The organism is Sphingopyxis sp. C-1 (assembly GCF_001047015.1).
In the GTDB taxonomy this organism is placed as follows: domain Bacteria; phylum Pseudomonadota; class Alphaproteobacteria; order Sphingomonadales; family Sphingomonadaceae; genus Sphingopyxis.
The window spans coordinates 1861426-1885444 of sequence record NZ_BBRO01000001.1; the positions used below are offsets into that span (position 1 = coordinate 1861426).

General features: G+C 63.6%; 21 protein-coding genes and 2 tRNA genes. 12 read left to right on the top strand and 11 right to left on the bottom strand.

From position 1 onward, the window contains the following. Window positions 1–13 precede the first annotated feature (13 nt). Window positions 14–90: transfer RNA gene (locus SC1_RS08645), tRNA-Pro, on the bottom strand. Window positions 91–197: 107 nt separating this feature from the next. After that, window positions 198–638, bottom strand: coding sequence for a JAB domain-containing protein (locus SC1_RS08650; protein ID WP_083435761.1), 441 nt, complete (start codon window positions 636–638; stop codon window positions 198–200). A gap of 130 nt (window positions 639–768) precedes the next feature. Between SC1_RS08650 and thyA the strand changes: the two genes are divergently transcribed. The 4 genes from thyA (at window position 769) to SC1_RS08670 (ending at window position 5418) form a co-directional block, all read left to right on the top strand. Further along, window positions 769–1704 (top strand): thymidylate synthase, encoded by a 936-nt coding sequence (gene thyA, locus SC1_RS08655; RefSeq protein WP_193749136.1) that lies wholly within the window; start codon window positions 769–771, stop codon window positions 1702–1704. A gap of 93 nt (window positions 1705–1797) precedes the next feature. Continuing rightward, window positions 1798–3093: a 3-methyl-2-oxobutanoate dehydrogenase (2-methylpropanoyl-transferring) subunit alpha gene (locus SC1_RS08660; RefSeq protein WP_062180146.1), complete on the top strand. Its 1296-nt coding sequence runs from the start codon at window positions 1798–1800 to the stop codon at window positions 3091–3093. After that, a complete protein-coding gene (locus SC1_RS08665; protein WP_062180149.1) occupies window positions 3093–4130 on the top strand; it encodes an alpha-ketoacid dehydrogenase subunit beta in 1038 nt (345 codons plus the stop codon). The genes SC1_RS08660 and SC1_RS08665 overlap by 1 nt, the downstream gene beginning before the upstream one ends. Window positions 4131–4134: 4 nt before the next feature. After that, a complete protein-coding gene (locus SC1_RS08670; protein WP_062180153.1) occupies window positions 4135–5418 on the top strand; it encodes a dihydrolipoamide acetyltransferase family protein in 1284 nt (427 codons plus the stop codon). Window positions 5419–5527: 109 nt separating this feature from the next. Here the strand turns inward: SC1_RS08670 and SC1_RS08675 are convergent, their stop codons facing one another. The 4 genes from SC1_RS08675 to SC1_RS08690 form a co-directional block, all read right to left on the bottom strand. Next, the gene (locus SC1_RS08675; protein ID WP_238586628.1) at window positions 5528–10612 is read right to left on the bottom strand and encodes a hypothetical protein; all 5085 of its coding nucleotides are present in this window, start codon (window positions 10610–10612) and stop codon (window positions 5528–5530) included. A 97-nt stretch (window positions 10613–10709) separates the two neighbouring features. Continuing rightward, complete coding sequence (locus SC1_RS08680) at window positions 10710–11789, bottom strand: DUF11 domain-containing protein (protein ID WP_062180159.1); 1080 nt, start codon at window positions 11787–11789, stop codon at window positions 10710–10712. 74 nt (window positions 11790–11863) lie between these two features. Next, on the bottom strand, window positions 11864–12328 hold the full coding sequence (locus SC1_RS08685; RefSeq protein ID WP_238586629.1) for a hypothetical protein: 465 nt from the start codon (window positions 12326–12328) through the stop codon (window positions 11864–11866). Window positions 12329–12339: 11 nt separating this feature from the next. Continuing rightward, complete coding sequence (locus SC1_RS08690) at window positions 12340–13341, bottom strand: DUF11 domain-containing protein (RefSeq protein WP_062180165.1); 1002 nt, start codon at window positions 13339–13341, stop codon at window positions 12340–12342. 195 nt (window positions 13342–13536) lie between these two features. Here SC1_RS08690 and SC1_RS08695 point away from each other — a divergent pair, with 195 nt between their 5' ends. Both SC1_RS08695 and SC1_RS08700 read left to right on the top strand, forming a co-directional pair. Continuing rightward, complete coding sequence (locus SC1_RS08695) at window positions 13537–14736, top strand: AI-2E family transporter (RefSeq protein ID WP_238586630.1); 1200 nt, start codon at window positions 13537–13539, stop codon at window positions 14734–14736. A gap of 43 nt (window positions 14737–14779) precedes the next feature. Then, window positions 14780–14856, top strand: a tRNA-Asp gene (locus SC1_RS08700). A gap of 80 nt (window positions 14857–14936) precedes the next feature. Here SC1_RS08700 and SC1_RS08705 read toward each other — a convergent pair. From SC1_RS08705 to SC1_RS08720, 4 genes are all read right to left on the bottom strand, one after another. Beyond that, a complete protein-coding gene (locus SC1_RS08705; protein ID WP_083435762.1) occupies window positions 14937–15167 on the bottom strand; it encodes a DUF2842 domain-containing protein in 231 nt (76 codons plus the stop codon). Further along, the gene (locus SC1_RS08710; protein ID WP_062180171.1) at window positions 15164–15757 is read right to left on the bottom strand and encodes a 5-formyltetrahydrofolate cyclo-ligase; all 594 of its coding nucleotides are present in this window, start codon (window positions 15755–15757) and stop codon (window positions 15164–15166) included. The genes SC1_RS08705 and SC1_RS08710 overlap by 4 nt, the downstream gene beginning before the upstream one ends. A 220-nt stretch (window positions 15758–15977) precedes the next feature. Beyond that, a complete protein-coding gene (locus SC1_RS08715; protein WP_062180174.1) occupies window positions 15978–16424 on the bottom strand; it encodes a cell division protein ZapA in 447 nt (148 codons plus the stop codon). Next, complete coding sequence (locus SC1_RS08720) at window positions 16417–16623, bottom strand: hypothetical protein (RefSeq protein WP_062180177.1); 207 nt, start codon at window positions 16621–16623, stop codon at window positions 16417–16419. Before SC1_RS08720 ends, SC1_RS08715 begins: the two co-directional genes overlap by 8 nt. Window positions 16624–16790: 167 nt before the next feature. Between SC1_RS08720 and tkt the strand changes: the two genes are divergently transcribed. From tkt to SC1_RS08745, 5 genes are all read left to right on the top strand, one after another. After that, window positions 16791–18758, top strand: a complete 1968-nt coding sequence (gene tkt, locus SC1_RS08725; protein WP_062180180.1) for a transketolase — start codon at window positions 16791–16793, stop codon at window positions 18756–18758. A gap of 36 nt (window positions 18759–18794) precedes the next feature. Then, on the top strand, window positions 18795–19802 hold the full coding sequence (gene gap, locus SC1_RS08730) for a type I glyceraldehyde-3-phosphate dehydrogenase (protein WP_062180183.1): 1008 nt from the start codon (window positions 18795–18797) through the stop codon (window positions 19800–19802). A 135-nt stretch (window positions 19803–19937) separates the two neighbouring features. Further along, window positions 19938–21134, top strand: a complete 1197-nt coding sequence (gene pgk / locus SC1_RS08735; protein WP_062180187.1) for a phosphoglycerate kinase — start codon at window positions 19938–19940, stop codon at window positions 21132–21134. Between the two features lie 100 nt (window positions 21135–21234). After that, entirely contained in the window at window positions 21235–22104 is an 870-nt protein-coding gene (locus SC1_RS08740) for a fructose bisphosphate aldolase (protein WP_193749189.1), read from the top strand. 4 nt (window positions 22105–22108) lie between these two features. Then, on the top strand, window positions 22109–22765 hold the full coding sequence (locus SC1_RS08745) for an O-methyltransferase (protein WP_062180192.1): 657 nt from the start codon (window positions 22109–22111) through the stop codon (window positions 22763–22765). Here SC1_RS08745 and SC1_RS08750 read toward each other — a convergent pair. Next, window positions 22762–23142 carry a hypothetical protein gene (locus SC1_RS08750; RefSeq protein ID WP_238586631.1) on the bottom strand — a complete coding sequence of 127 codons (381 nt, stop codon included), beginning with the start codon at window positions 23140–23142 and terminating at the stop codon, window positions 22762–22764. The two genes, SC1_RS08745 and SC1_RS08750, sit on opposite strands and share 4 nt — an antisense overlap. 53 nt (window positions 23143–23195) lie before the next feature. Here SC1_RS08750 and thiE point away from each other — a divergent pair, with 53 nt between their 5' ends. Continuing rightward, window positions 23196–23834: a thiamine phosphate synthase gene (gene thiE / locus SC1_RS08755; RefSeq protein ID WP_062180195.1), complete on the top strand. Its 639-nt coding sequence runs from the start codon at window positions 23196–23198 to the stop codon at window positions 23832–23834. The last annotated feature ends 185 nt before the right edge of the window (window positions 23835–24019 follow it).

Genomic DNA, 24019 nt, shown 5'->3' on the forward strand with positions numbered 1-24019 from the left:
ATATGCAGGAAATTGGTCGGGGAGAGAGGATTCGAACCTCCGGCCCCTGCCTCCCGAAGACAGTGCTCTACCAGGCTGAGCTACTCCCCGACCGATCTGCGCGCCGACCGGGGTCGCCGCGAAGGCAGGGCGGTCCTCTAGACGCGCAATCTGTGAACTTCAAGCGCCAATCGGCACATTGAAGATGATTGCCGTAACTAGAGCATTTCGGCAGTTCGAAAACTGAAATGACCGCCCGCGACGAAAATCAGATGATCGACCAGATCGATGCCCATGGCCCGCAGGAAAAGTGCGGCATCGTGCGTTGCACTGATGTCGGCATCGCTTGGCCATGGCGTGTCGGAGGGATGGTTGTGCGCCATGACGACCGTCGCAATACTGCTGTCCAACAGTGCGCGCCAAGCGCGCGGCGGAACGACGCAGCGTGTCGAGCTGCTCCCGTCGACGCGTTCGAGCTGCACAAGGCGCTCGAAGGCGTCGAAAGCTGCGAGCAGCAGGCTTTCCCGATCGTTATCGAACAGTGGGCGCAGCAACAGGCGCGCTACATCGCCTTCAAGCTGAGACGGCACGAAGCCTGCCATCGCCGATGGGTCCGGCGCTTTGCCGAGAGGTTCGAACAGGGTCATCACCGTAGACATGCGCCCGGCTTACGCGATCCCCAACACGTAACTGCCCCGGATCGGACGCTTTGCGGCGTCGTGCATGTTGTTCCCTTGTCCCGTCGCGACGCTAGGCCTAGCACCGAAAGACAAAGCCGGGAGCCGACTCTTGCCTGATTCCATCCATTATGAACTTCAATATCTCGACCTGATGCAGCGTATTTGGGTCGAGGGCGACGAGCGCGTCGACCGCACCGGGGTAGGGACGCGCTCGCTGTTTGGAGAGACGATGCGATTCTCTCTGAAAGACGACGCAATCCCGTTGCTCACCACTAAGCGGGTTTATTGGAAGACCGCGCTGCGCGAACTGTTGTGGTTCCTGACGGGCGACACCAATATCCGTTCGCTCGTTTCACAGGGTGTGAAGATCTGGACCGATTGGCCGCTCGACAAATATCGCCGCGAGACCGGCGAGACGATCGGCATCGAGGACTTCGAGGCGCGGATCGTCGCGGACGATGATTTTGCTGCTCGATGGGGCGATCTCGGCCCGGTCTATGGTCACCAGTGGGTCAACTGGCCACGTTACGAAGCGGCAGGCGACGGGCTGTTCCGCCGCGCGGAGCAGGGGCACAATCAGATTTCGGCGCTGATCGATTCGCTCCGTAACAATCCGGGGTCTCGCCGGCATATCTTTACCGGTTGGAACGTCGCGGACCTTGACCGCATGGCGCTGCCACCGTGTCACATGACTTATCAATTTCATGTCCGCAGCGATGGCGGACTGTCGTGCCTGCTGTTCCAGCGCTCGTGCGATCTTGGCCTGGGCTTTGCCTTCAACGTCTTTGAGGCGGCGCTCCTGACGCGGATGGTCGCCGAGCAAGCGGGGCTCCATGCGCATCAGCTCGTCTGGACCGGCGGCGATGTACATCTCTATCTGAACCACGCGGAACTGGTTGAACAACAATTATCACGCGTTCCGGGCGGCGCGCCAAAGCTGCGCATCCTTCGCCGGCCTTCGAGCATTTTTGACTATCGATTCGAGGATTTCGCGGTCGAGGACTATGCGCCGCAAGCGCATATTTCCGCGCCTGTCGCGGTCTGATTGCTGCCGTTGCATTCGTATGGCGTCTGTAATAATATGTCGCCACGTTGAAATATAACTAGGCGCTGATTCGCGCTTTAAAGGGAAGAAGATATGCCTGAGACGCCTCAGCGCCCGGCGAGCAATTTGCCGCCGCTGTCGCTTCATATCCCCGAACCGCGCTATCGCCCCGGTGATACTCCGGACTTTGGCGATATCGAAGTTCCTGCGGTCGAAGCGGCCCCACGCCCGAGTGAAGCGACGAAACCCGACGCGATGCGCGAACTGAGCTACGGTCTTGTCCGCGTGCTCGATTTCGACGGAAAGGCAAAGGGGCAGTGGGATCCGAAGCTGTCGCCTGAACGGCTGCGCACGATGCTCCGGAATATGATGCTAACCCGGGCGTTCGACGACCGCATGTTCCGTGCCCAGCGGCAAGGTAAGACCAGCTTCTATATGAAGTGTACCGGTGAAGAAGCGACCTCGGTCGCGTCGACGATGGCGATCGACCGGACCGACATGGTGTTTCCGAGTTATCGGCAGCAGGGCATTTTGATCACGCGCGATTATCCGCTGATCCAGATGATGAACCAAATCTATTCGAACCGCGGCGACCATCTGCTCGGCCGTCAGTTGCCGATCATGTATTCGGCGCCCGAGCATGGTTTCTTCAGCGTTTCGGGCAATCTCGCGACGCAATATCCGCAGGCGGTGGGCTGGGCGATGGCGTCAGCGTCGAAGGGCGACAGCCGGATCGCGACCGTATGGTGCGGCGAGGGTTCGTCGGCCGAAGGTGACTTCCATTCGGCGCTCACCTTTGCGACCGTTTACAATGCGCCGGTGATTTTCAACGTCGTCAACAATCAGTGGGCGATTTCGAGCTTCTCGGGCTTTGCCGGCGGCGAGCGCACGACCTTTGCCGCGCGCGCCGTCGGTTACGGCATTGCCGGGCTGCGTATCGATGGCAACGATCCGCTCGCGGTCTATGCTGCGACCCAATGGGCGGCGGATCGCGCACGCACGAACAACGGCCCGACGCTGATCGAGCATTTCACCTACCGCAGCGAAGGCCACAGCACGTCGGACGACCCAAGCGCCTACCGCGCCGCCGACGAGGCAACCGCGTGGCCGCTAGGCGATCCGATCGCGCGACTGCGCCAGCATCTCGAAACGCTGGGCGAATGGGACGGCGAGCGTGACGAAGCGCAGGCCAAAGAACTCGACGATCTGGTCAAGACGACGCAGAAACAGTCGGAGAAGCTCGGGATATTGGGCCACGGCATGCACCAGCCGTTCGAGACGATGTTCGACGATGTGTTCGAAGAACTGCCCTGGCACCTCAAGGAACAATGCGCGCAGATGCTCGCCGAGCAAGAGGCCAAGTTCGGCCCCAATTGGAAGCCCGAATGATGAGCGCTGAAACCCAAACCGCCACCAAGACCATGAACATGATCGAGGCGATCAACAGCGCCATGGACGTCATGCTCGAACGCGATCCGAATATGGTCGTGATGGGCGAAGACGTCGGCTTTTTCGGCGGCGTGTTCCGCGCAACCGCGGGGCTTCAGAAAAAGCATGGCAAAACGCGCGTGTTCGACACGCCGATCAACGAATGCGGTATTATCGGCGTTGCGGTCGGCATGGGGGCCTATGGCCTGCGCCCGGTCCCCGAAATCCAGTTCGCCGACTATATCTATCCGGGGCTTGATCAGCTCGTCAGCGAAGCGGCGCGTCTGCGCTATCGCTCGGCGGGGGATTTTATCTGCCCGATGACGGTGCGCACCCCGTTCGGCGGCGGCATCTTCGGCGGTCAGACGCACAGCCAGTCGCCCGAAAGCATCATGACGCATATCTGCGGAGTGAAAACGGTGATCCCTTCGAACCCCTATGATGCCAAGGGCCTGCTGATCGCAGCGATCGAGGATAATGACCCCGTCGTATTCCTCGAACCCAAGCGCATCTATAACGGTCCGTTCAGCGGCTATTATGATCGTCCGGTCGAGCCGTGGTCAAAGCATGACGCGAGCACGGTGCCCGAAGGTCATTACCGCATCGAACTCGGCAAGGCCGCGACGGTACGTTCGGGCGAAGCGCTGACGATCCTTGCTTATGGCACGATGGTGCATGTGACCAAGACGATCGTCGAGGAAATGGGCATCGATGCCGAGATCATCGACCTGCGCACGCTGCTGCCGCTCGATATCGAGGCGATCGAAACCTCGGTGAAAAAGACCGGCCGCTGCCTGATCATCCATGAAGCGACGCGGACTTCGGGCTTCGGCGCCGAACTGGCCGCGCTGGTTCAGGAGCGCTGCTTCTATCATCTCGAAGCCCCGGTCGAACGCGTCACCGGCTTCGACACGCCTTATCCGCATAGCCTCGAATGGGCCTATTTCCCCGGCCCGGTGCGCATCGCGACCGCGCTGACCAAGATTTTGAAGGACTGACGCCATGGCCCGTTATTCATTCCGTCTGCCCGACATCGGCGAAGGCATTGCCGAGGCCGAAATCGTCGCTTGGCACGTCAAAATCGGCGAGCGCGTTGAGGAAGACGCGCAGCTAGCCGACATGATGACCGACAAGGCGACCGTAGAAATGGAATCGCCCGTTTCGGGGGTCGTCGTCGAACTGGCGGGCGAGGTCGGCGACCTCATCCCGATCGGGTCGACGCTGGCCGTGATCGAGACCGACGAGGATGGCGCGGTCGACGCGCCGCCCGCCGATACGCCAGTCGAACAGGAAATTGCGGCCGAGACGCCGGGCGCCGAAGAGATTTCGGTGGCTGAGGTTGCTGCTCCCGCGCCGGTCGCGGCGCCCGCGCCCGTGCCGGCTCCAACGCCTGCGCCGGCGCCAGTGGTAGCTGCGGCACACAGCCGCGCCGTTCTCGCATCGCCCGCGGTCCGCGCGCGCGCCAAGGATCTGGGCGTCGATCTGGGACAGGTCCACGCCGAAGGCGACCGCATCCGTCACGCCGACCTCGACGCCTTCCTCCGCTACAGCGGCGGGCAGGGCTATAGCGCGCCTGGCGCCTCGCGTGCCCGCGCCGACGAGCCGATCAAGGTCATCGGGATGCGCCGCAAGATCGCCGAGAATATGGCGGCGTCGAAGCGCGCGATCCCGCACTTCACCTATGTCGAGGAAATGGACGTCACCGCGCTCGAAGAGATGCGCGCCGATTTGAACGCCAATCGCGGCGGCCGTCCCAAGCTGACGATGCTGCCCTTCCTGATCGTCGCAATCTGCCGCACGATTCCGCAATTCCCGATGATCAACGCGCGTTATGATGACGAAGGCGGCGTCGTGACGCGTTATGGCGCGGTGCATCTCGGCATGGCGACGCAGACCGATGCTGGACTGATGGTTCCGGTGATCCGCGATGCGCAGGACAAGAATGTGTGGCAACTCGCGAGCGAAATCACGCGCCTCGCCGAAGCGGCGCGCACCGGCAAGGCCAAGGTCGAGGAACTGACCGGCGGCACGCTGACTGTCACCTCGCTTGGCCCGCTCGGCGGCATCGCAACGACCCCGGTCATCAACCGGCCTGAAGTCGCAATCATTGGCCCGAACAAGATCGTCGAGCGCCCGGTTTTTGACGGCGATGAAATTCGCCGTGCGAAGCTGATGAACCTGTCGATCAGTTGCGACCATCGCGTCGTCGATGGCTGGGACGCGGCAAGCTATGTTCAGGCGCTCAAGAAGCTGGTCGAAACGCCGGTTCTGTTGTTCGCGGACTAAGCCCAACAACAATCCGTTCGCATCGAGCGAAGTCGAGATGCCCATCGGCCGTGCACGCACGCCGGGTGTCTCGACTTCGCTCGACACGAACGGAATTCCAGCTTCGGCTCTACAGCCCCAGCCCCGCAAAGCTCGTCTGGTCGAACTTCAGCTTGAAGGTCACATAGGCGCCCGAGCGCGAGAATCGTGCGTCTTCGAAATCGCGGTCATGGAAGCCCGCGAAATTATAGCCGAAGGTGATGTTGGCATTCGTCATCGGCGCCAGCGTGATCGTTGGACCGCCCGCCCAGCTGACCGTATCGGCATCGGTGCCGACGCGAACAGTACCCGAAGCGCCGACATCGACATGCTCGCTCAGGTTGAAGCGGATGTCCGCGCCGATCAGGTTCGACCAGCCCTTGACGTCATCCGCGCCGAAGCGGTCGAAATTATAACGCGTTCCCCAGAAGAATCCGATTTCGGCGCGTTCGTACCAGCCGTCGCCGGGGCCGATTCCGCGATCGCCAAGCGGGGTCCAGTTCACCGACAGGCTGTTGAGCAGGCGGCGGCTCGTCGCGTCGCCATCGATCGTCAGCTCAGGGCCGCCGATCGGGCCAGCTTCGCCAGCGACAGCGTCGCGCACCTTGTCCGAACGGAACTCGCTCTTGTTGAGCCATGACACGCGCGACGCCGCGGGGCGGTGCGCCCAGCTCATTTCGAACTGGATGACTTCGGTCATCGGCGCGGTGCCCGTTCCGCTTGCCTTGGCGTAAGTGAAGAGCGCACCGAGCGCGCGACCCTCGCCGAGTTGGCGGAGCCCGCCCAGCGTCAGGCTGTAACGATTGGCGATTTCGCCATCGCGATATTCGGCGCGGCCCGTCAGCGTCCAGCGGTCGGCGCGATAGGTGGCGCCGGTGCTGATCGCGAGGAAATCCTCGGTCAACGTGCCATTGTCGCCGAGGAAACCGCCCGAGGCGACGGGCTGCTCGACGTTGAGCACATCACCGGCACTGATGCCGCCAATCGTGCGGTTGCCGTCGACCGAGAAATCGACCGACCAGCGCTCGCCGAGCTTGATTGATTGCGACAGGCCATAGGCAGCGAAGCTTCGCGGACCATATTCGCCGATTTCCTGTTGATTGGCGGTGGCGAGCAGGCGCGCGCCGGACCAGGGCGTCAGGTCGAAGCCGAGCCGCGCGGTGCGCGCCTTGATCGTGTCACCGTCGGCGATTTCATAGCTGCCGACCAGATTGACGTCGCGATTGATGGCGAAGCGGGCGCCGAGGCGATGGCGGGTCGGGAAATCGATGCTCGCATCCTTGCCGCCGAGCGCGAATTCGGTCTGCGCATCGAGCTCGAGGCGCTTGTTCATCAACCGCTGCGTTGCGCCGAGCTGGACGATATTCGAACGGTTGTTCGTGCCGTCGGTCAGGCGATCATCGGCGTGGGTCAGCCCGGCGCGCATCACGCTGGTGCCATTATCATATTCGACCAATGCCCGGGCAGCGCGGCGGCGCGCATTGGTGTCGAGATAATCTTCCTGCCATGCGCTGCCGGTGACCGACAGATTGCGGCTGGCCTTCATCCGCGCATCGAAACCGAATTTGCGCGTGCCATTCTCGCTGCTGTTGAGTTGCCCGGTACCAAAGCCGGCCTCACGCTCGCGCACATAGGCGAGGAAGTCGGCGTTGCTGCTGTGATGCTCGGCCTCGATCAGCCACGCCTTTGCCGTGCCGTTGGCGGCCGTGCTGCCATTGGCCGCCTTGGCGTCGCTCAGCGCGAGTTCGGCGCGGACTTCGGTTTCGATCGTCGGGCGATAGCGCGCATCGACGCCGCCAAGGTTGGTCTTGGCGTTGCCGTCCTCGTCATGGATGAAGGTCGCGCCGACGCGCAGTTTCTCGTCGGTCGACTGATAGCTGACGCGGCCACCCGCGTTGAGGACACGTTGACCGACGCCATCGACTTCATATTCGGCGACGACGAACTGCGGGTCGAGGTTCGACGAGCGGCTGAGCACCGGTTCGCGGAAGCGGATCGTGCCCGACAGATAGTCGATGTCATAGTCGACATGGCGCGACAGGCTGACGCTATCGACGATGCGCTCGCTGTGCAGGCGGTCGCGCGTTTCGATGACGATGCGTTCGCTGTTCGGCAGGATGTCCCGCGCGCTGAGCTGATACGGACCGGTCAGGCCATTGCCCTGGATCTCGTCGCGGCGGAAGCGGTATGGCGTGTCGGCGACGAACGCGGTCGCGGCGACGTTGCGGCCGCGATATTCCGCTTTGCCGCCGTTGAGCGCGCGCTGGTAGCGGGCGAGTTCGGGTTCCGAAATGCCCGTCTCGATATCGCCGAACATCGCATAAAATTGCGGGTGTTCGAGGCGCAGATAGAGTTTGCGCACCGAGGCGGCGTCGTAACGAGTTTCGTTGCGATCGGCATAGATGGTGTAATAGGCGCGCGGATCGATCACGCCGCCGAAACGCGTGTCATCCTTGTCCTTGTCGGTGTCATAGGCCAGCGTCATCAGCCATTTGCCCAGCACGCGGCCTTTTGCGTAAAGCGTGAGGCGCGCGTCGGCGTTGAGGTCGTCGAGCGTTTCTGCCGACGGCTCCATCCGGTCGTCGAGCGTGTTGTACCCAACGGTGCCCGCAGCAAAGCCGACGACAGTCCACGGACGGTTGCCCGGATCGAGCCAGGTTTCGATCGTCTGCTTGCGCGTCACCTTGTCGTCGCGGAACGTGAAATCCATCGCGAGCGTTCCTGACGCGGTAGTGGGTTCGAGCTCGATATAGGCGATGCCGTCGTCGCCATCGATCTTCCACAACGGCTGCGCGCGTTCGAGGCCTGACAACTGCCGTGCCTGCTGGGCGTCGGCTTCGACGGCGGGGTAGTAAGGGGCGGGGACGCTGAAGTCGCCCGTGAGGCCGGCGCGGATCGGCTTGCCGTCGCGGTCGGTCAGGCGCACCGCGATGACGGGGCGCGTCACGCCGTCGGCAATCAGAACCGACTTTTCGCGGATCAGCGCCGCGCGCATCGGCGTGATTGAATAATGGACGTTGCGCTCCAGCGTCTCGATCGTGACGCCATTGGCGTCCTTCACGTCGGCGACAAGGCTGTTTTCGCCTTCTCGAATTTCGAGCCCGCGCCACAGGCTGACCGCGACGCTGCCGTCGGCCGACTTGCTGGTCCCTTCGAATGCCAGTGCGTCGGCGGGTTTCCCGTTCACGCGCAATGAAACCGTCTGTCCGGGCGCGTGCTTGATTGCAGCGCGGATCGCCTTCGAGCGGGGGTTGTGGTCGCTTTCAGGGAAGAGCCAGCCAATGCCCGGCGTTTGCCCAGCGAGCCAGTCGCGGCCCGACCCGGCGGCATCGGGGTCGCTTAATAGCTTCGGCGCTTCGATGGCGGTGACGTTCGGCGCGGCGCGCGGCGTGCTGGCGACGGCGCGGAAATCGGCGCGCTTCAACGCGCCGCCACGGCCCTCGATAAAGCGCGAGATCTGGCTGCCAGCGCTCTGCGTCGAGCGGGCGCAATCGATCGGCTCGCGGTCGAGCGGCAGCGTCGATGGGTCGATCTGAACGACATGCAAACCGGGACGGACGCCTTCGAAATGATAACGGCCATCCTCGTCGGTGACGGTATAGCTGCCGTCCTGAAGCATCACGCGCACACCGGCGATGCCGTCTGCCTTGCCCGGATCGACCGTGCAGCCGCCGTCGGTGATGCGGCCGATGATCGTCATGCGGTCGCCAAGCTGATCGCGTTTGATCGAGATCGCCGCCTCGGCGACATTGCTCGTCGAGCCGCGGTTGTCGGTGGCGGTCGCGCTGTTGAGCGCATTGCCCGGCTGCGCCGACACGATGACTTCGGCCAGATAGGTAAGCAGCGACGACCGCGAGGCTGCGATGCCGGGCAAGGTGACCGCGAACTCGCGGCCATTGGACTGAACCACTGCATCGACGCGAACACCATCGACACGCACGGTGTCGGCGCGAAGGCGCATTCCTGCGGGCAGAACGTCGCGAACGGTGACCGCGCCGGTGTTGCGGCGTGTATCGCGATTGGCGACTTCGATGCGATACTGGATGACATCGCCTGGAACGGCGACCTGCGTCGAGGTGGTCTTGCGCAGGATTAGCGGCAGGCCGGGCTGGTCAACCGGAATGTCGACGCGCACGGGCGCGGGGCTGCTCAGCGTGAAGCTGTTGCCATAGCTCGCGTCGGTAATCGTGAAGGGCTGACCGTCGTCGGGGCGGCGAAGGCCTGCCAGAGCCGCAGCGCTCGACGTCGACGGCGCGGTATATGGTGCGGGCGGCGACACGACGAGACGGTAGGTGCCGGGCGCGACGAAGGGGAAGCGATAGTCTCCGGGCGGGAAATTGTAGGTCGTGCCGCCTGCGTCGGTGACGCTCTGACCCGTGACGACGCTGGAGGGATAGGCCGAAACGCCATCGTCGCCGAACACCTGCGCAGGCTGGCCGGTCGCTGTGTCGATGATCGTCACGCGGCTTCCCGCGACGGGCGCGCCATCGCCGCTGTCGAACACGATGCCGAACGGATCGACGAGGAAGTTGATCGTTGCCAGCGCGACGAGGCTGGCGCTTGCCTGGTCGGTCACGCGCAGCGTCAGAGGCGCTCCCGGGCTGACCGACAGTCGGCAATCGCCCGCGACGACGGCAGGCGGGACGCCGACCGTGTTGATGATGCCGACGAATTCGCCGCTGTTGTTCGCGGTCTCGGTCAGCACGATCTGCTCGCTGTCGCCATTCTCGAGTTCGAGGATGACCGACAGGGTGTCACGCAGCTGCGGATCGGCATTCGCCGATGCGAGCGTGACCCCGACGACTAGCACTTCGCCGGCGCGGAAATTGTTCGTGCTTTGCAGCGATGCGGGGGCGGTCGAAATGCCCTCATAGACGCCGCTCAGCGGGATTGCGTCGCCCGCGCTGGTACCGACCGCGGCTGCGCGGGCTCCCGGTCGGCTGCATTGGGTGGGCGCCAACGGCACGGACCGGTCGCCGCCGCCGGCCGTAAGCCGATAGGTGGTAATCGTCGGCCGTTCGGGCGGGCGCGCGGTCACCGTCACATCGACGCGGTTCGACAGCGCCTGACCGGGTTGCCCGTCATGCGTCCACTGCGCCGAAGCCGTGTTCATGATCACCTGCGCGCGCGCCGGGGTTGCCGCAGGCAGCATTGCTGCCGCGACCAGGGCGGTCACAAGGCCGGAAAATTTGCTGCGGAATGCCATAACAGCCCCGAGGGGAGCAGCGGGAGGCGGCTTTTGGGCCGCACCCGCTGCTCCATCGGTTATCCGATCAGTTTACGGTCGCGCGGAAGACGAGCGTGCTTGCGGCGCCCGCTGCGATGGATGCGATCGTGCCCGACACATTCGGTGCGGCGTAACTGCCGCCTGCGGTGCCGTTGAAGTCGCAAACGCCGCCGGTGACCGTGCCGCCCAGCAGGATAGTGCCCGCACTGAACGTCAACTGCCCCGGAACCGGGTCAGTGATCAGGACCGAGGTTGCGGCGGCACCACCAGTGTTGGCGACCGCGATGCAATATTCGACCACCGCACCCGGGATCAGCTTCGGATTCGTCGTATTGTTGAACGGGTCCGAGATGACACGGCTGCTTTTGGTCACGGCAAGCGTCGCCGTCTGCACCGTATAATCGTCGTTGTCGCTATGCGAGCCGTCGCGCGCAACATCGCCTGCCACTCCGGCGATGTCGGCAAAAACCGTATCCTTGCCAGCGGTGTTGGCGCCGGTCGTCTCGGTGATCGCCGCGCCCTGTGTGCCGGCAAGCCCGCCTTCGCGCGCAGTGGCCCGCAAAGTCACGCCGGCGACGGCGCCGTTGACGACGGCAGGAACCGCAAGCGTCGTCGGGATATCGGCGACAACGAACAGGCGGATCGCCGTATCGACGACAAGCTCGTCGACATAGGCCGTGATCAGCGTGTCGCCGGCGTCCCAACTGCCGACCGTGCCGGTGACCGTATTATCGCGATAGATGCGAATGTTGTTCACATTGAACGCGTCGGTGCCGCCGTGCGCGGCGGTACCGCCCGTGATCTGCGAAGCCACGAGCGCGAAATCGAGCGTTTCGTTTGACGTATTGGTCAGCTGAAACGTCGTGACGGCGTTGGTCTGGCCCGGGACGACGTTCGTCGTGACCGTACCGACCTCTTCGACCAGCAGATTGATCTTGCGGTCGACAACGAAGTTGTTCGCCGCTTGCTGCTGGGCCTGTGCGACGCCACCGACCTGATAGTCGACGGTGGCGGTATTGGTGATCGTGGTGCCCGCGGTCGTGCCGGCTGCAAAAGCCGGCGTGGCGGCGACGCTCGAAAGCGCCGCCAGACCGATGACACCCATATACGTCAGCTTGCTGGTCATAGCTGAGCTCCTGGGTTTTATGTCGGCTGCCGTTTCCCCACCGCTGGCAACCATTAAGCGGCTTTATTAATTGGCTATTTTACAACTCCCCGAAACATGAGTTTGCCCGCCCCGCCGACCGGAATCGGTTTGGCAAAAGCCCAGCGGACGTGCGTGACATCGGCGGGCTGTGCCGCGCGGCGCGCGCCATCGTTCATCGGAATGCTGAGGTCGGAAAGCAGTCCCCACTGCTTGCCGCCGTCGACCGAAACGAGTGGCCGCGTATCGCCCGCATCGGCAAATTGAACCGCCGAGGGCATCGGATTCGTGATCACGAACTTGTCGGCGGGCTGTGCCCCCGCGTTGCGATAGCTGAGCACGAAGACAAGCCGGTCGCCGGGAACGACAACCTTTGGTTCTTCGAGCAGGATCTTCTGCTTTCCCTGAGCGTCGGTCGTCACGCGTTCGACGAATACATTGTTGTCGAGCGCGACCTGGTTCGCGGCGAGCGCCTGACCGGGCATCAGCGCGGCGAGCAAAAGAAAAAGAGCGGTGCGCATGCGCATCTCCATCAGTTGATTCGGGTACGGAAGGTGACGGTGCGGGTCTGGCCGCCGGCAACAGTGCCGAGCCCGACGTTGATCCGCGTGCCGTTATAATCGCCCGCGTCGGCATCGGCCGCGTCGGACAGACCAATACCGCCGAGCGTGATCGAGCCGGGGACGTAGCTGGTGTCCACGGGAATATTGTCGGTCACGGCCAGGCCGCTGACCGAGCCGCTGCCGGCGACGGTGGCGACGATGGTATAGGTGATAACGGCACCCGGAATCGGGTCGGTGGTGCCGAGCGAATTGCTCACGACCGCCGATTTGACGAGTGTTACCGTCGCAGCCGCGACAACAAAAGCGCCGGCGTCCTGTCCGTCGGCACCGGTCGAACCGACGACGGCATCGCCGCCGCCTTCGCCTTGGCCGGCAAAACTGTACCCGGGCGCGCCGGTACCCGTTTTGGCAGCGGCGACGAGACTTACGATGCCGCGATTGCCGTCCACCACCGTGCCGGGTGTCGTCGCAAGGACGAAGACCGTGATGCTCTGGTCAGGGTTGAGCGACGGGTCGTTGGCGCCTGCAGTATAGAGCGTATCGGTGCTGGCGTCGAAAATGCCGTCGCCATTGTCCAGATAGATTTGCGTGACGACGGGGTCGTAATTGTCACCCCCCGCATTGGCGATCGTCGTTAGGCCGAAAGCTTCGACGCCGTTGCCGTTGTTCGTGACCGAGAAAGTCAGAAGCTGACCCGTCGCACCGGGCGTTGTCGGAACATCGGCGGGATTGCTCGAATCGACCGTAACGTCGAGAAGTTCGTCGACAAGCAGGTCGACGCGGTTCGAATCGACAGTGGTCGTGCCGCCACCCGTATCGAAGCTCGCGCTTGCCGTGTTGCTGATGGTGGAGCCGGCGCGAGTGCCGGCCGCCTCGGCCTGCATCGGCAACGCAAATGCGGCCAGCAGCGCGAAAATTGAACACGAGGGTAGAAGCTGATGCTTCGCGCCCCCCACAGGCGCTTTCATCATCACTTTGACTCCGGAAAGGTTGGTCCTTGGAGCCTTCAGTCGCCGATAAAGGGTAATTTCTGGTTAAAAAGCAGGAAGAAAGACGCGTTTTGACCCAGATGGGGACAGCGGGGCACGCGTTTCGTCGCAAAACGGGGCGACTGGCGCGGAAAGTAAAGCTCGCGTAAGACGAGGCGGTTAACGAGGAGAGCAGGGGTGGCGGACGACCGGGGCAGCAAGGATGTGCGTTCGTCGCGCGTCAATCCGCTGCACCAGATCGAGATCGACGATTTCCGTCGCGACCGGTTGCTTGCCGCGCTTGCGCTGATCCTCGGCGCAAGCTTTTGCCTGGGGCTCCCCTTTGCCCTGCAGGCGGGCGCCGAATTCTTCCTGCCGCTGACTGCGGCGATCGTCATCGCGATCGCGCTTGTTCCGCTGCTCGAATGGCTCGAGCGGCGCGGCGTGCCGTCGGCGCTCGCATCGTTCCTCGCGCTCGCGACTTTTCTGGCTATCATCAACGCTGCGCTGGCGATCATCGTCGTGCCCGCGACCGGCTGGTTCGCGCGAATCCCCGAATCGATTCCGCGTATCCAGAGCAATCTGGCGCCGCTGATCGATTTTTATTCGACGTTGCAGCGTTTCGTCGATCGCACATTGCTGTCGGTGGCGAGCGGAACCGAAGCGACCGCGCAGGCGGTGGCGGCGACGGCACCGACTTCGGTGGTCGACTATTTCATCTCGTCGGCGCCCGCGGCGGCAATTCAGCTCTTCTTCGCCGTGCTCGTGATCTTCTTCTTTCTCGCGGGCTGGACGCGGCTGCGCAAAGGAACGATCCGGCGGCGCGGCAGCTTCGACGGCGCGATGCAGACCGCGCGCGTGATCCAGAATGTCGTCGATGCGACCGCCGACTATCTGGCGACGATCACGATGATCAACGCGATTCTCGGCCTGACCGTCTCGCTCCTGCTCTGGGCGCTCGGGATGCCATCGCCTTTCATGTGGGGCGGGATCGTCAGTATCTGCAATTTCGTGCCCTATCTGGGGCCGATCGTCGCGGCAGTGCTGCTCGGGCTTGGCGGACTCATGACCTTCGATGCCGTCGGGCTCGCCCTATTGCCGGCGCTGATCTTTATCGGCGTCCATTTGGTTGAGGCGAATCTGATCACGCCGCTCGTGCTCGGCAAGCGACTGACGATCAATCCGCTGCTGATTCTCGTATCGTTGAGTTTCTGGGGATGGGTATGGGGGACGCCGGGCGCTCTGCTCGCTGTGCCACTGCTGCTGATTTTGCAGACCGTGCTCGCGTCGACGGGAACGCCCGATCTGGCGGGTTTCCTTTTCGAACATGGCACGCTGACGACCACCGACGAGGTGCGCGATCGATTAAATCGCACACAGGATGAAAGCGACGGTTGACAGGTCGGGGCGAGGGCCATATTGGCGCGGCTCCCAAGCACACGCGGGTGTAGCTCAGTTGGTTAGAGTGCCGGCCTGTCACGCCGGAGGTCGCGGGTTCGAGCCCCGTCACTCGCGCCATTCCTTCCTTTTTCGGATGGGATGGCCACCGCAGCTTGGGACCTTCCATCACTGGAAATCGGGAAAAATGGCGCGGCGCTTCAGCCGCGCCATTTCCCCAATTCCATCCAGCGCAGCAGCGGTTTCAGCGGCGCGATCCAGACGATGCCTGCAATCAGGTAGAACACAGCCTGCACCAGCACCGGCCAGTTGCCGACCCAGGGCGAGAGGCTGACGACGATCGCGGTCCATCCCGCGATAAGGGCGAGGATCAGGAACATGCCTGCTGGTTTGCGCCAACTCGGCTGGGGATTGGCTGGATCCTGGCTCACAAACGGTCTCCGCAAAGGATGAATTCCTGCTCGGTCAATATCGCGTCGAGCGCGATGTCGGTCGATTCGCGCGGCGTAGCGTCGATTTCCTGCACCGACCAGCCGATACCGATCCGCAGTGCATCGGGATGCGCGGCGAAATAACGGTCATAATGGCCGCCGCCCTGGCCGATGCGGCCGCCCTGGCGATCGAACCCGACGAGCGGGCAGAATAAGATGTCCGGAATCGCCAAGAGGGCGTCGTCGGCGGGCTGCTGCGTGCTCCACGGCCCCTTGGCGAGCGATTCGCCGGGTCGCCAGCGACGAAAATCCATCGTGTCGACCCGACCGCTGTGGTGGGGCAGGGCAAGAGCCCCTCCTTCCGCAACGCCGGAGAGCATCGGGATGATATCGGGTTCGTCGCCCCACGCGATATAGGCGCCAACGATGGCGTGATCGGCAAGAAGATCGGAAAGCGGCGCAGGTAGCGCGCGAAAAGCCGCCAGTTGCGCCATGCCGTCGAGATTTGCGGCAAAATGCCGACGCCGAAAGCGCAGCCGGTCGCGCAATTTCTGTTTTTGCTGGACCAGATCGGCGGACAAGTCGGTCATCGCCTCCTCTGGGACATAAGTGAATCGGTTGGCGGGACCGCCGAGGTCGTTTGCTGGAAAGTCCTCTGACGCCAGTAACGTCAGGTGGGGACCATATACGTCGGACCAGGGTCCGGGCAGGGACAGCCCCCTAGGATGATGTATCGCCTCAGGGATTTTCGCAAAAGCTCGTGCCGGGCAGTGCCCGCCGTCCCCTATGTAGGCGCGCGGGCCGTTTTCCTCAAGGGAGCTGCTCGACTTTCGTTGCGAGCGCTTCGATTCGGTCGGCAATTTGCAACAAGGCGCGATTGTTCGATGGGTTGACCGCAGGCGAAGAGTGTTGGGGCGCCTGCCGTGCCGTTTCCAGTTCCTTGAGCGCTGCCTTTTCGCGCGCGACTACAGCCTGCAGCTCGTCGCGCGCCGTCGCTTCGCGGCTTTCAGCAAGCGCCACCGCCGCGCGGAGCGAATCCGATTGCGGTTCGGCCTTTTCGATCTTGCCTCGCGCTTCCTGCGCGTCGTCGGCAAGCATCAATGCCGCGAACAACAATTGCCGGACCTCGGTACCGCCGGGCATCGTGCGCACCTTTTCGTCGACTACCGACGCGAGTTGGATCAGTTGCCCCTCCTCACCGTCGGCGCAATGCACGTCATAGGGGCGTCCGGCGATGGTGAGCTTGACGTCAGCCACGGTCGGCCTCCGCGATCAGTCGGTCGAGTTCGCCGATAACGGCGGCAACCTCGGCCTTTAGTGCCGATTGGTCGGCGGCGGGCGCTGCCACGGCGGGTGCGGGGCGGTTTGCCCGGTCGGTCAGGGCTTTTTCGATACGGCTCAATGCGCGCTCGATACGGCCGATGGCCAGGCTGGATTCGTCGAGATCGAGTTCCATGCTTAAGGGTTAGCAGCGCCGGGGAAGGGGTGCAATCGCCTCTCCACACCGAAATGCGCCGGAATTTGTGCCGCATTCGTGCCGCGGGCGGTTGACTCCTGACCGTGCGACCGCAAAGGGCTGTCGCACCGAATCCGGTCACCTTCACATCCTTTCCCGGGGGACTCATGACACTGCCCGAACGTCAGCTCGCCAACGCGATCCGTGCGCTTGCGATGGACGCCGTACAGGCCGCAAACAGCGGCCATCCCGGGATGCCTATGGGCATGGCCGACGTCGCCACCGTCCTTTATTCGGATTATCTGAAGTTCGACCCCACCGATCCGAAATGGGCCGATCGCGACCGATTCGTCCTTTCGGCGGGTCATGGCTCGATGCTCGCCTATGCGACGCTCAATCTTGCGGGCTACGCGCGGCCGACCCTCGACGACATTCGCAATTTCCGCCAGCTGCACAGCCCGTGCGCGGGCCACCCCGAGAATTTCGAGCTTGAAGGCGTCGAGACGACGACCGGGCCGCTGGGCCAGGGGCTCGCGACCTCGGTCGGCATGGCAATCGCCGAACGGCATCTCAACGCCCTCTATGGCGACGACCTCGTCGATCATCGCACCTGGGTGATCGCTGGTGACGGCTGCCTGATGGAAGGCATTAATCACGAAGCAATCGGTCTGGCCGGACATCTTGGTCTTGGCCGCCTGACGGTGCTTTGGGACGATAACAAGATCACCATCGACGGATCGACCGACCTGTCGACGAGCGAGGATATCGCGGCGCGCTATGCGGCGACCGGCTGGCATGTCGAAAGCTGCGACGGGCACGACCCCGCCGATATCCGCCGTGCGATCGACGCCGCGCTTGCCGATCCGCGTCCGTCGCTGATCGCGTGCCGCACGATCATCGGTTTCGGCGCGCCGACCAAGCAGGGCACGTCGGCGACGCATGGCGCGCCGCTGGGCGCCGAAGAGATTGCCGCAGCGCGCAAGGAACTCGGCTGGACCGCCGAGCCGTTCGTCATTCCCGCCGATATCGCATCGGCCTGGGCGGCTTTTGGCGAGAAGGGCAAGGGGCTTCATAACGAATGGAGCGATCGCCTCGCAAATAACGAAAAGAAAAGCGAATTTGTAGATCGTCTAGCTGGCAAGATCGTTCCGGGCGACGCCTTCAAGGCCTATCTCGATGGCCTGGTCGCCGAACCGCCGAAGGTTGCGACGCGCAAGGCGTCTGAAAATACGCTCGGCGCGCTGACCGCCGATATCGCGGCGCTTGTGGGCGGCAGCGCCGATCTGACCGGTTCGAACAATACAAAAACTTCGTCGACCAAGCCACTGACGAAGAATGATTATTCGGGCCGCTATATCTATTACGGCATTCGCGAGTTCGGCATGGCGGCCGCGATGAACGGGATGGCGCTCCATGGCGGCATCATTCCCTATGGCGGCACGTTCCTGGTGTTTGCCGACTATTGCCGCGCCGCGATCCGCCTGTCGGCGCTCCAGCAGCAGCGCGTCGTCTATGTGATGACGCACGACAGCATCGGACTCGGCGAAGACGGCCCGACGCACCAGCCGATCGAGCATCTTCAGTCGCTGCGCGCGATGCCGAACCTGCTCGTCATGCGTCCCGCCGACGCGGTCGAGACCGCCGAATGCTGGGCGCTCGCGCTTGCGCAGGAAAGCCGCCCGTCGCTGCTCGCGCTGACGCGTCAGAACCTCCCGCCGCTCCGTCATGACGTCACCGAAAATCTTTGTGCAAAAGGCGGTTACCGCCTTCGCGCCGCCTCGGCCGCGCGCAAGGTTGTACTCGTCGCGACGGGCTCCGAAGTGTCGCTCGCGATCGAAGTCGCCGACAAGCTCGAAGCTGCCGGTCATGGCGCCGACGTCGTCTCGATGGTCTCGACCGAATTGTTCGACGAACAGAGCGCCGCCTATCAGGCCGATATCCTGCCCGACGATGCGCTGCTCGTGTCGATCGAGGCGGGCACGACCTTTGGGTGGGAACGCTACACCGGCCGCCGCGGCCTGCGTTTCGGCATCGACAGCTTTGGCGCTTCGGCTCCGATTGAAGACCTATTCAAGCATTTCGGCCTTACCGCCGACGCTATCACCCCCCAGATACTGGCAAAGCTCGGCAACTAAGGACCGGCTTATTCCACGCAGAAAGGACGTTTCGACATGGCAGTGAAGGTTGCAATCAACGGTTTCGGACGCATCGGCCGCAATGTGGCGCGCGCCATTCTGGAGCGCACCGACCACGATCTGGAGCTGGTGTCGATCAACGACCTGGGCGATGCCAAGGCGAATGCCCGGCTGCTCCGCCATGATTCGGTCCACGGCGCCTTCAACGGCACCGTCGAAGTCGATGGCAACGACCTGATCATCAACGGCAAGCGCATCCAGGTGACCGCCGAGCGCGACCCCGCCGCGCTCCCGCATGCCGCAAACGGCATCGACATCGTGATGGAATGCACCGGCTTCTTCACCAACAAGGCCGGCGGCCAGAAGCATCTCGACGCCGGTGCCAAGCGCGTGCTGATCTCTGCCCCCGCTAAGGAAGTCGACCTGACCGTCGTGTTCGGCGTCAATGACGACAAGATCACCGCCGACCATCTGATCATCTCGAACGCGTCGTGCACCACCAACTGCCTCGCGCCCTTTGCCAAGGTGCTGCACGAGGCGATCGGGATCGAGCGCGGTCTGATGACGACGATCCACGCCTATACCAACGACCAGAAGATCCTCGACCAGATCCACGACGATCCGCGCCGCGCCCGCGCCGCCGCGATGTCGATGATCCCGACCTCGACCGGTGCCGCGGTCGCCGTCGGTCTGGTTCTGCCCGAACTGAAGGGCAAGCTCGACGGTTCGTCGATCCGCGTTCCGACCCCGAATGTGTCGGTCGTCGACCTGACCTTCACGCCGCTGCGCGAAACCACCAAGGAAGAAGTCAACGCAGTGCTCAAGGCCGCGGCCGAAGGCGCGCTGAAGGGCGTGCTCGGCTATACCGAAGAGCCGCTGGTTTCGATCGACTTCAACCATAATGCGGCAAGCTCGACGATCGACAGCCTCGAAACCTCGGTGATCGACGGCAAGCTGGTGCGCGTGCTTAGCTGGTACGACAATGAATGGGGCTTCTCGAACCGCATGATCGACACCGCGGGCGTGATCGCCAAGTTCCTGTAATTTGCCTGAGCCCCTGCGAACGCAGGGGCCCATCTCCCGCCGATATGGTATCGGACGGAAGGGGATGGGGAAGGATGGCATAGGAGATGGGCCCCTGCCTTTGCGGGGGCACGCTCCGGGTACGGAGTGAAAAGAATGACCGCGTTCAAAACCCTCGACGATATCGGTGACGTCACCGGCAAGCGCGTGCTCGTACGCGTCGACCTCAACGTCCCGATGATCGATGGCGCGGTCAGCGATGCGACCCGGATCCAGGCCGCGATGCCGACGATCCGGGAACTGTCGGACAAGGGCGCGATCGTGCTGCTCCTCGCCCATTTCGGGCGACCCAAGGGCGCGAAGAACCCGACCCAATCGTTGAGCCTCGTCATGGGCGGCGTCGAGGATGTGCTTGGCCATTCGGTCATGTTCATCCCCGAAGCGGTCGGCGAAGGCGCCAAGGCCGGCATCGCGGTGCTCGCGGCGGGCGATGTCGCGGTACTCGAAAACACGCGCTTCTATCCCGGCGAAGAAAAGAATGATCCGGCCTTCGCCGACGCCTTGGCCGAGATTGGCGACCTGTACGTAAACGACGCTTTTTCGGCCGCCCACCGCGCGCATGGTTCGACCGAGGGCGTCGCGCGCCGTCTGCCCGCCTATGCGGGGCGCGCGATGGAGGCCGAGCTGAAGGCACTCGACGCCGCGCTCGGCAATCCGGCGCATCCGGTCGCCGCAGTCGTCGGCGGTGCGAAGGTGTCGAGCAAGATCGACGTGCTGCGCAACCTCGTCGGCAAGGTCGACCATCTGATCATCGGCGGCGGCATGGCGAACACCTTCCTCGCCGCACGCGGGGTCGATGTCGGCAAGTCGCTGTGCGAGCATGACCTGGTCGACACCGCCAATGCGATCTTCGACGCGGCCGATGCCGCGGGCTGCACGATCCATCTTCCCTATGACGTCGTGGTGTCGAAGGAATTCGCCCCGAACCCGCCGACGCGCACGGTCAATGTGCATGAAGTCGCGGCCGATGAAATGATCCTCGACGTCGGCCCCGCCGCGGTCGAGGCGCTGGCCGATGTGCTCAAGAACTGCCGCACGCTCGTCTGGAACGGTCCGCTCGGCGCGTTCGAGACGCCGCCGTTCGACACCGCGACCGTCGCGCTCGCCAAAACCGCAGCAGCGTTGACGCGCGAAGGTTCGCTGACCTCGGTCGCGGGCGGCGGCGATACCGTCGCGGCGCTCAACCATGCCGGCGTGGCCGGCGATTTCACCTTTGTTTCGACCGCTGGCGGCGCTTTCCTGGAATGGATGGAAGGCAAAGCGTTGCCGGGCGTCGACGCGCTGAAGGCCTAGACTTTCCCACCGCATTGCATCGCGCCCAAGGGCTCGCTATGCGCACCGCCACATACGTATGCAAACAACCGGAGATCTTATGACCACCGCCAATGCCGCCATGCTCGACCAGATCAAATCGGGGCAGGGCTTTATCGCCGCGCTCGACCAGAGCGGCGGTTCGACGCCCAAGGCATTGAAGGGCTATGGGATCGAAGCGGACGCTTTCTCGAACGATGAGGAAATGTTCGGCCTGATTCACGACATGCGCAGCCGCATCGTCACCGCACCCTGCTTCAATGGCGAGAAGGTGATCGGCGCGATCCTGTTCGAACGCACGATGGACGGCGAAGCGGGCGGCAAGCCAGTGCCCGCGCTATTGTGGGAGCGCGGCGTCGTTCCGTTCCTGAAGGTCGACAAGGGTCTGGAAGACGAGGCCGATGGCGTCCAGTTGATGAAGGCGAACCCCGGTCTCGACGATCTGTGCGAGCGTGCGGTTGCCAAGGGCGTGTTCGGCACCAAGATGCGCAGCGTCGTCAATCTTGCCAATCCCGCGGGTATCAAGGCGATCGTCGAACAACAGTTCGCCGAAGCGGCGCGCATCGCATCGCATGGGCTGGTTCCGATCATCGAACCCGAGGTGAACATCAAGAGCGCCGAGCGCGATGCCGCCGACCGCCTGCTGTTGAACGAACTGATCGCGGCGCTCGACGCCTGGACCGGCGCGCCGGTAATGCTGAAACTGTCGCTGCCGACCGAAGCCGGGCTGTTCCAGCCGCTGGTCGATCACCCCAAGGTGCTGCGCGTCGTCGCGTTGTCGGGTGGCTTTGCCCGCCCCGAAGCCTGCGTCGAACTGGCCAAGAACCCGGGCATCATCGCGAGCTTCAGCCGCGCCTTGCTCGAAGACCTGCGCCATCAGATGAGCGATGAGGAATTCAACGCATCGCTCGGCGGCGCGATCAAGGAAATTCACGCGGCCTCCGTGGCCTGAAGTGATGGGAGAGAGGTGGCAAGCCGTCGACGATTATATCGCCGACAAGTTGCTGGGCGCGGACGATGCGCTTGCCACCACCCTCGCGAACAATGAAAGACAAGGGCTGCCGCCGATCGACGTGTCGGCGGCGCAGGGCAAGATGCTGTTCCTGCTCGCGCAGATGGCCGGCGCAAAACGCATCCTCGAAGTCGGGACGCTTGGCGGCTATTCGACGATCTGGCTGGCGCGGGCGCTGCCCGAGGGCGGAACGCTGGTGACGCTGGAACTTGAGGCACATCACGCACGCGTAGCGCAGGAAAATCTTGAAAGCGCCGGATTGGCGGGCCGGGTGGACATCCGCGTCGGCCCGGCGGTGCAGAGCCTGGCGGCGATGACCGGTGAAGCGCCGTTCGACTTTGTTTTCATCGACGCCGACAAGCAGAGCAACGTCCGCTACGTCGACGAAGCGATCCGCCTGGGCCGCCCCGGCACGATGATCATTGTCGACAATGTCGTGCGCGAGGGCGGGGTGTTGGACGCGGACAGCGACGACGAGCGCATCGTCGGCACGCGCGCGCTGTTCGATATGCTGAGCGGCAATCCCCGCCTCGACGCGACCGCTATCCAGACGGTCGGCGCCAAGGGCTGGGACGGGTTCGTGCTGGCGCGGGTGCTTTAGAGCCCGCCCGCGAAGCGGAACGAGAAGCGATAGTCCGACGGTTTGATCGTCACATTGGTCATCTTTTCCGGCCGCACCGATTCGAGCGTGAATTGGCCGTCGGCAAGCTGCACCGGCTCGCCCAGCGTCGCTTCGAACGGCTGCTTTTCACCATTGCCGCGAATCCAGACCATCTTCACGCGCACGCGGCCTGCCCAGACGCAGCGCGCGTTCATCGGGCAACGGCTGTCCTCAACCACCTCGACCGGCTGGACAAGCGGCCCGTCGACATAGGCCTTTTGGCCAAGCGCGACGTCGCTGCCGTCGGGCAGCGGCGCGGCGCGCGTCGTGGCGCAGGCAGAGAGAGCGAGAGCGGCGGGGAGGGCGACGATCGCCATGCGGTATATGTTCTGCATTTGCCCGTCTGTGACGGCGCCGCTATGAACGCGCCATGAAAGCACCGACCTGCCAATTATACCTCATTTCGCCGCTCGACGTCGGTGGCGATTTTCCGGGCCAACTCACCGAAGCGCTGGGCGCCGGACCCGTTGCCGCCTTTCAGTTTCGCGTGAAGAATCTCGACCAGCATGACGCGGCGCGGCTTGCCGAACCGTTGCAGGAAATCTGCGCCGCCCATGACGTCGCGTTCATCGTGAATGACGATGTCGCGCTCGCGAAGCGGCTTGGCGCTGACGGGGTGCACCTGGGGCAGGGCGACGGCGATCCGAAGGAAGCGCGGCGGTTACTGGGACCGCAGGCGCAGATCGGCGTTACCTGTCATGCGAGCCGTCATCTGGCGATGGAAGCGGGCGAGGCGGGCGCCGATTATGTTGCCTTCGGTGCATTTTTTCCGACGACGACCAAGACGGTCGAGCATCACGCGGACCCCGAAATTCTCGAATGGTGGCAGGGAATGTTCGAATTGCCCTGCGTTGCGATCGGCGGGATTACGATAGAAAATGCGCCGACGCTGATCGAGGCCGGGGCTGACTTTCTTGCCGTTTCCGGCGGCATATGGGCCCATCCCGAAGGGCCGGGTGCGGCCGTGCGCGCTTTCGCGGCGCTTCTTCAGGATCAGCCCGCCGGGTAATTGCGCCCCGGCGTTTTAGGATCATCCCTGGGTGCAGGCGGCGCCGCCGCATCCTTGCGCCAGCCGAAAAGGCCGGCGCAAGGCGCCCCGCGCGATGAGGTTGCTGCGTTGCCGCGCGGGGGCGGCGGAGTAAGATCGGAAAGGTCGATACTCATCATGGACACCGATTTCGCATTGATGCCGCG

Bases quoted from the DNA above. Each gene is read 5' to 3' on its own strand.
- SC1_RS08680 (WP_062180159.1), bottom strand. From the start codon at position 11,789: ATGACCAGCAAGCTGACGTATATGGGTGTCATCGGTCTGGCGGCGCTT.
- SC1_RS08660 (WP_062180146.1), top strand. From the start codon at position 1,798: ATGCCTGAGACGCCTCAGCGCCCGGCGAGCAATTTGCCGCCGCTGTCG.
- SC1_RS08750 (WP_238586631.1), bottom strand. From the start codon at position 23,142: ATGGCGATCGTCGCCCTCCCCGCCGCTCTCGCTCTCTCTGCCTGCGCC.
- SC1_RS08745 (WP_062180192.1), top strand. From the start codon at position 22,109: ATGGGAGAGAGGTGGCAAGCCGTCGACGATTATATCGCCGACAAGTTG.
- thiE (WP_062180195.1), top strand. From the start codon at position 23,196: ATGAAAGCACCGACCTGCCAATTATACCTCATTTCGCCGCTCGACGTC.
- SC1_RS08670 (WP_062180153.1), top strand. From the start codon at position 4,135: ATGGCCCGTTATTCATTCCGTCTGCCCGACATCGGCGAAGGCATTGCC.
- SC1_RS08690 (WP_062180165.1), bottom strand. From the start codon at position 13,341: ATGATGAAAGCGCCTGTGGGGGGCGCGAAGCATCAGCTTCTACCCTCG.
- SC1_RS08740 (WP_193749189.1), top strand. From the start codon at position 21,235: ATGCTCGACCAGATCAAATCGGGGCAGGGCTTTATCGCCGCGCTCGAC.
- SC1_RS08650 (WP_083435761.1), bottom strand. From the start codon at position 638: ATGTCTACGGTGATGACCCTGTTCGAACCTCTCGGCAAAGCGCCGGAC.
- tkt (WP_062180180.1), top strand. From the start codon at position 16,791: ATGACACTGCCCGAACGTCAGCTCGCCAACGCGATCCGTGCGCTTGCG.
- SC1_RS08710 (WP_062180171.1), bottom strand. From the start codon at position 15,757: ATGACCGACTTGTCCGCCGATCTGGTCCAGCAAAAACAGAAATTGCGC.
- gap (WP_062180183.1), top strand. From the start codon at position 18,795: ATGGCAGTGAAGGTTGCAATCAACGGTTTCGGACGCATCGGCCGCAAT.
- pgk (WP_062180187.1), top strand. From the start codon at position 19,938: ATGACCGCGTTCAAAACCCTCGACGATATCGGTGACGTCACCGGCAAG.
- SC1_RS08720 (WP_062180177.1), bottom strand. From the start codon at position 16,623: ATGGAACTCGATCTCGACGAATCCAGCCTGGCCATCGGCCGTATCGAG.
- SC1_RS08665 (WP_062180149.1), top strand. From the start codon at position 3,093: ATGAGCGCTGAAACCCAAACCGCCACCAAGACCATGAACATGATCGAG.
- SC1_RS08685 (WP_238586629.1), bottom strand. From the start codon at position 12,328: ATGCGCACCGCTCTTTTTCTTTTGCTCGCCGCGCTGATGCCCGGTCAG.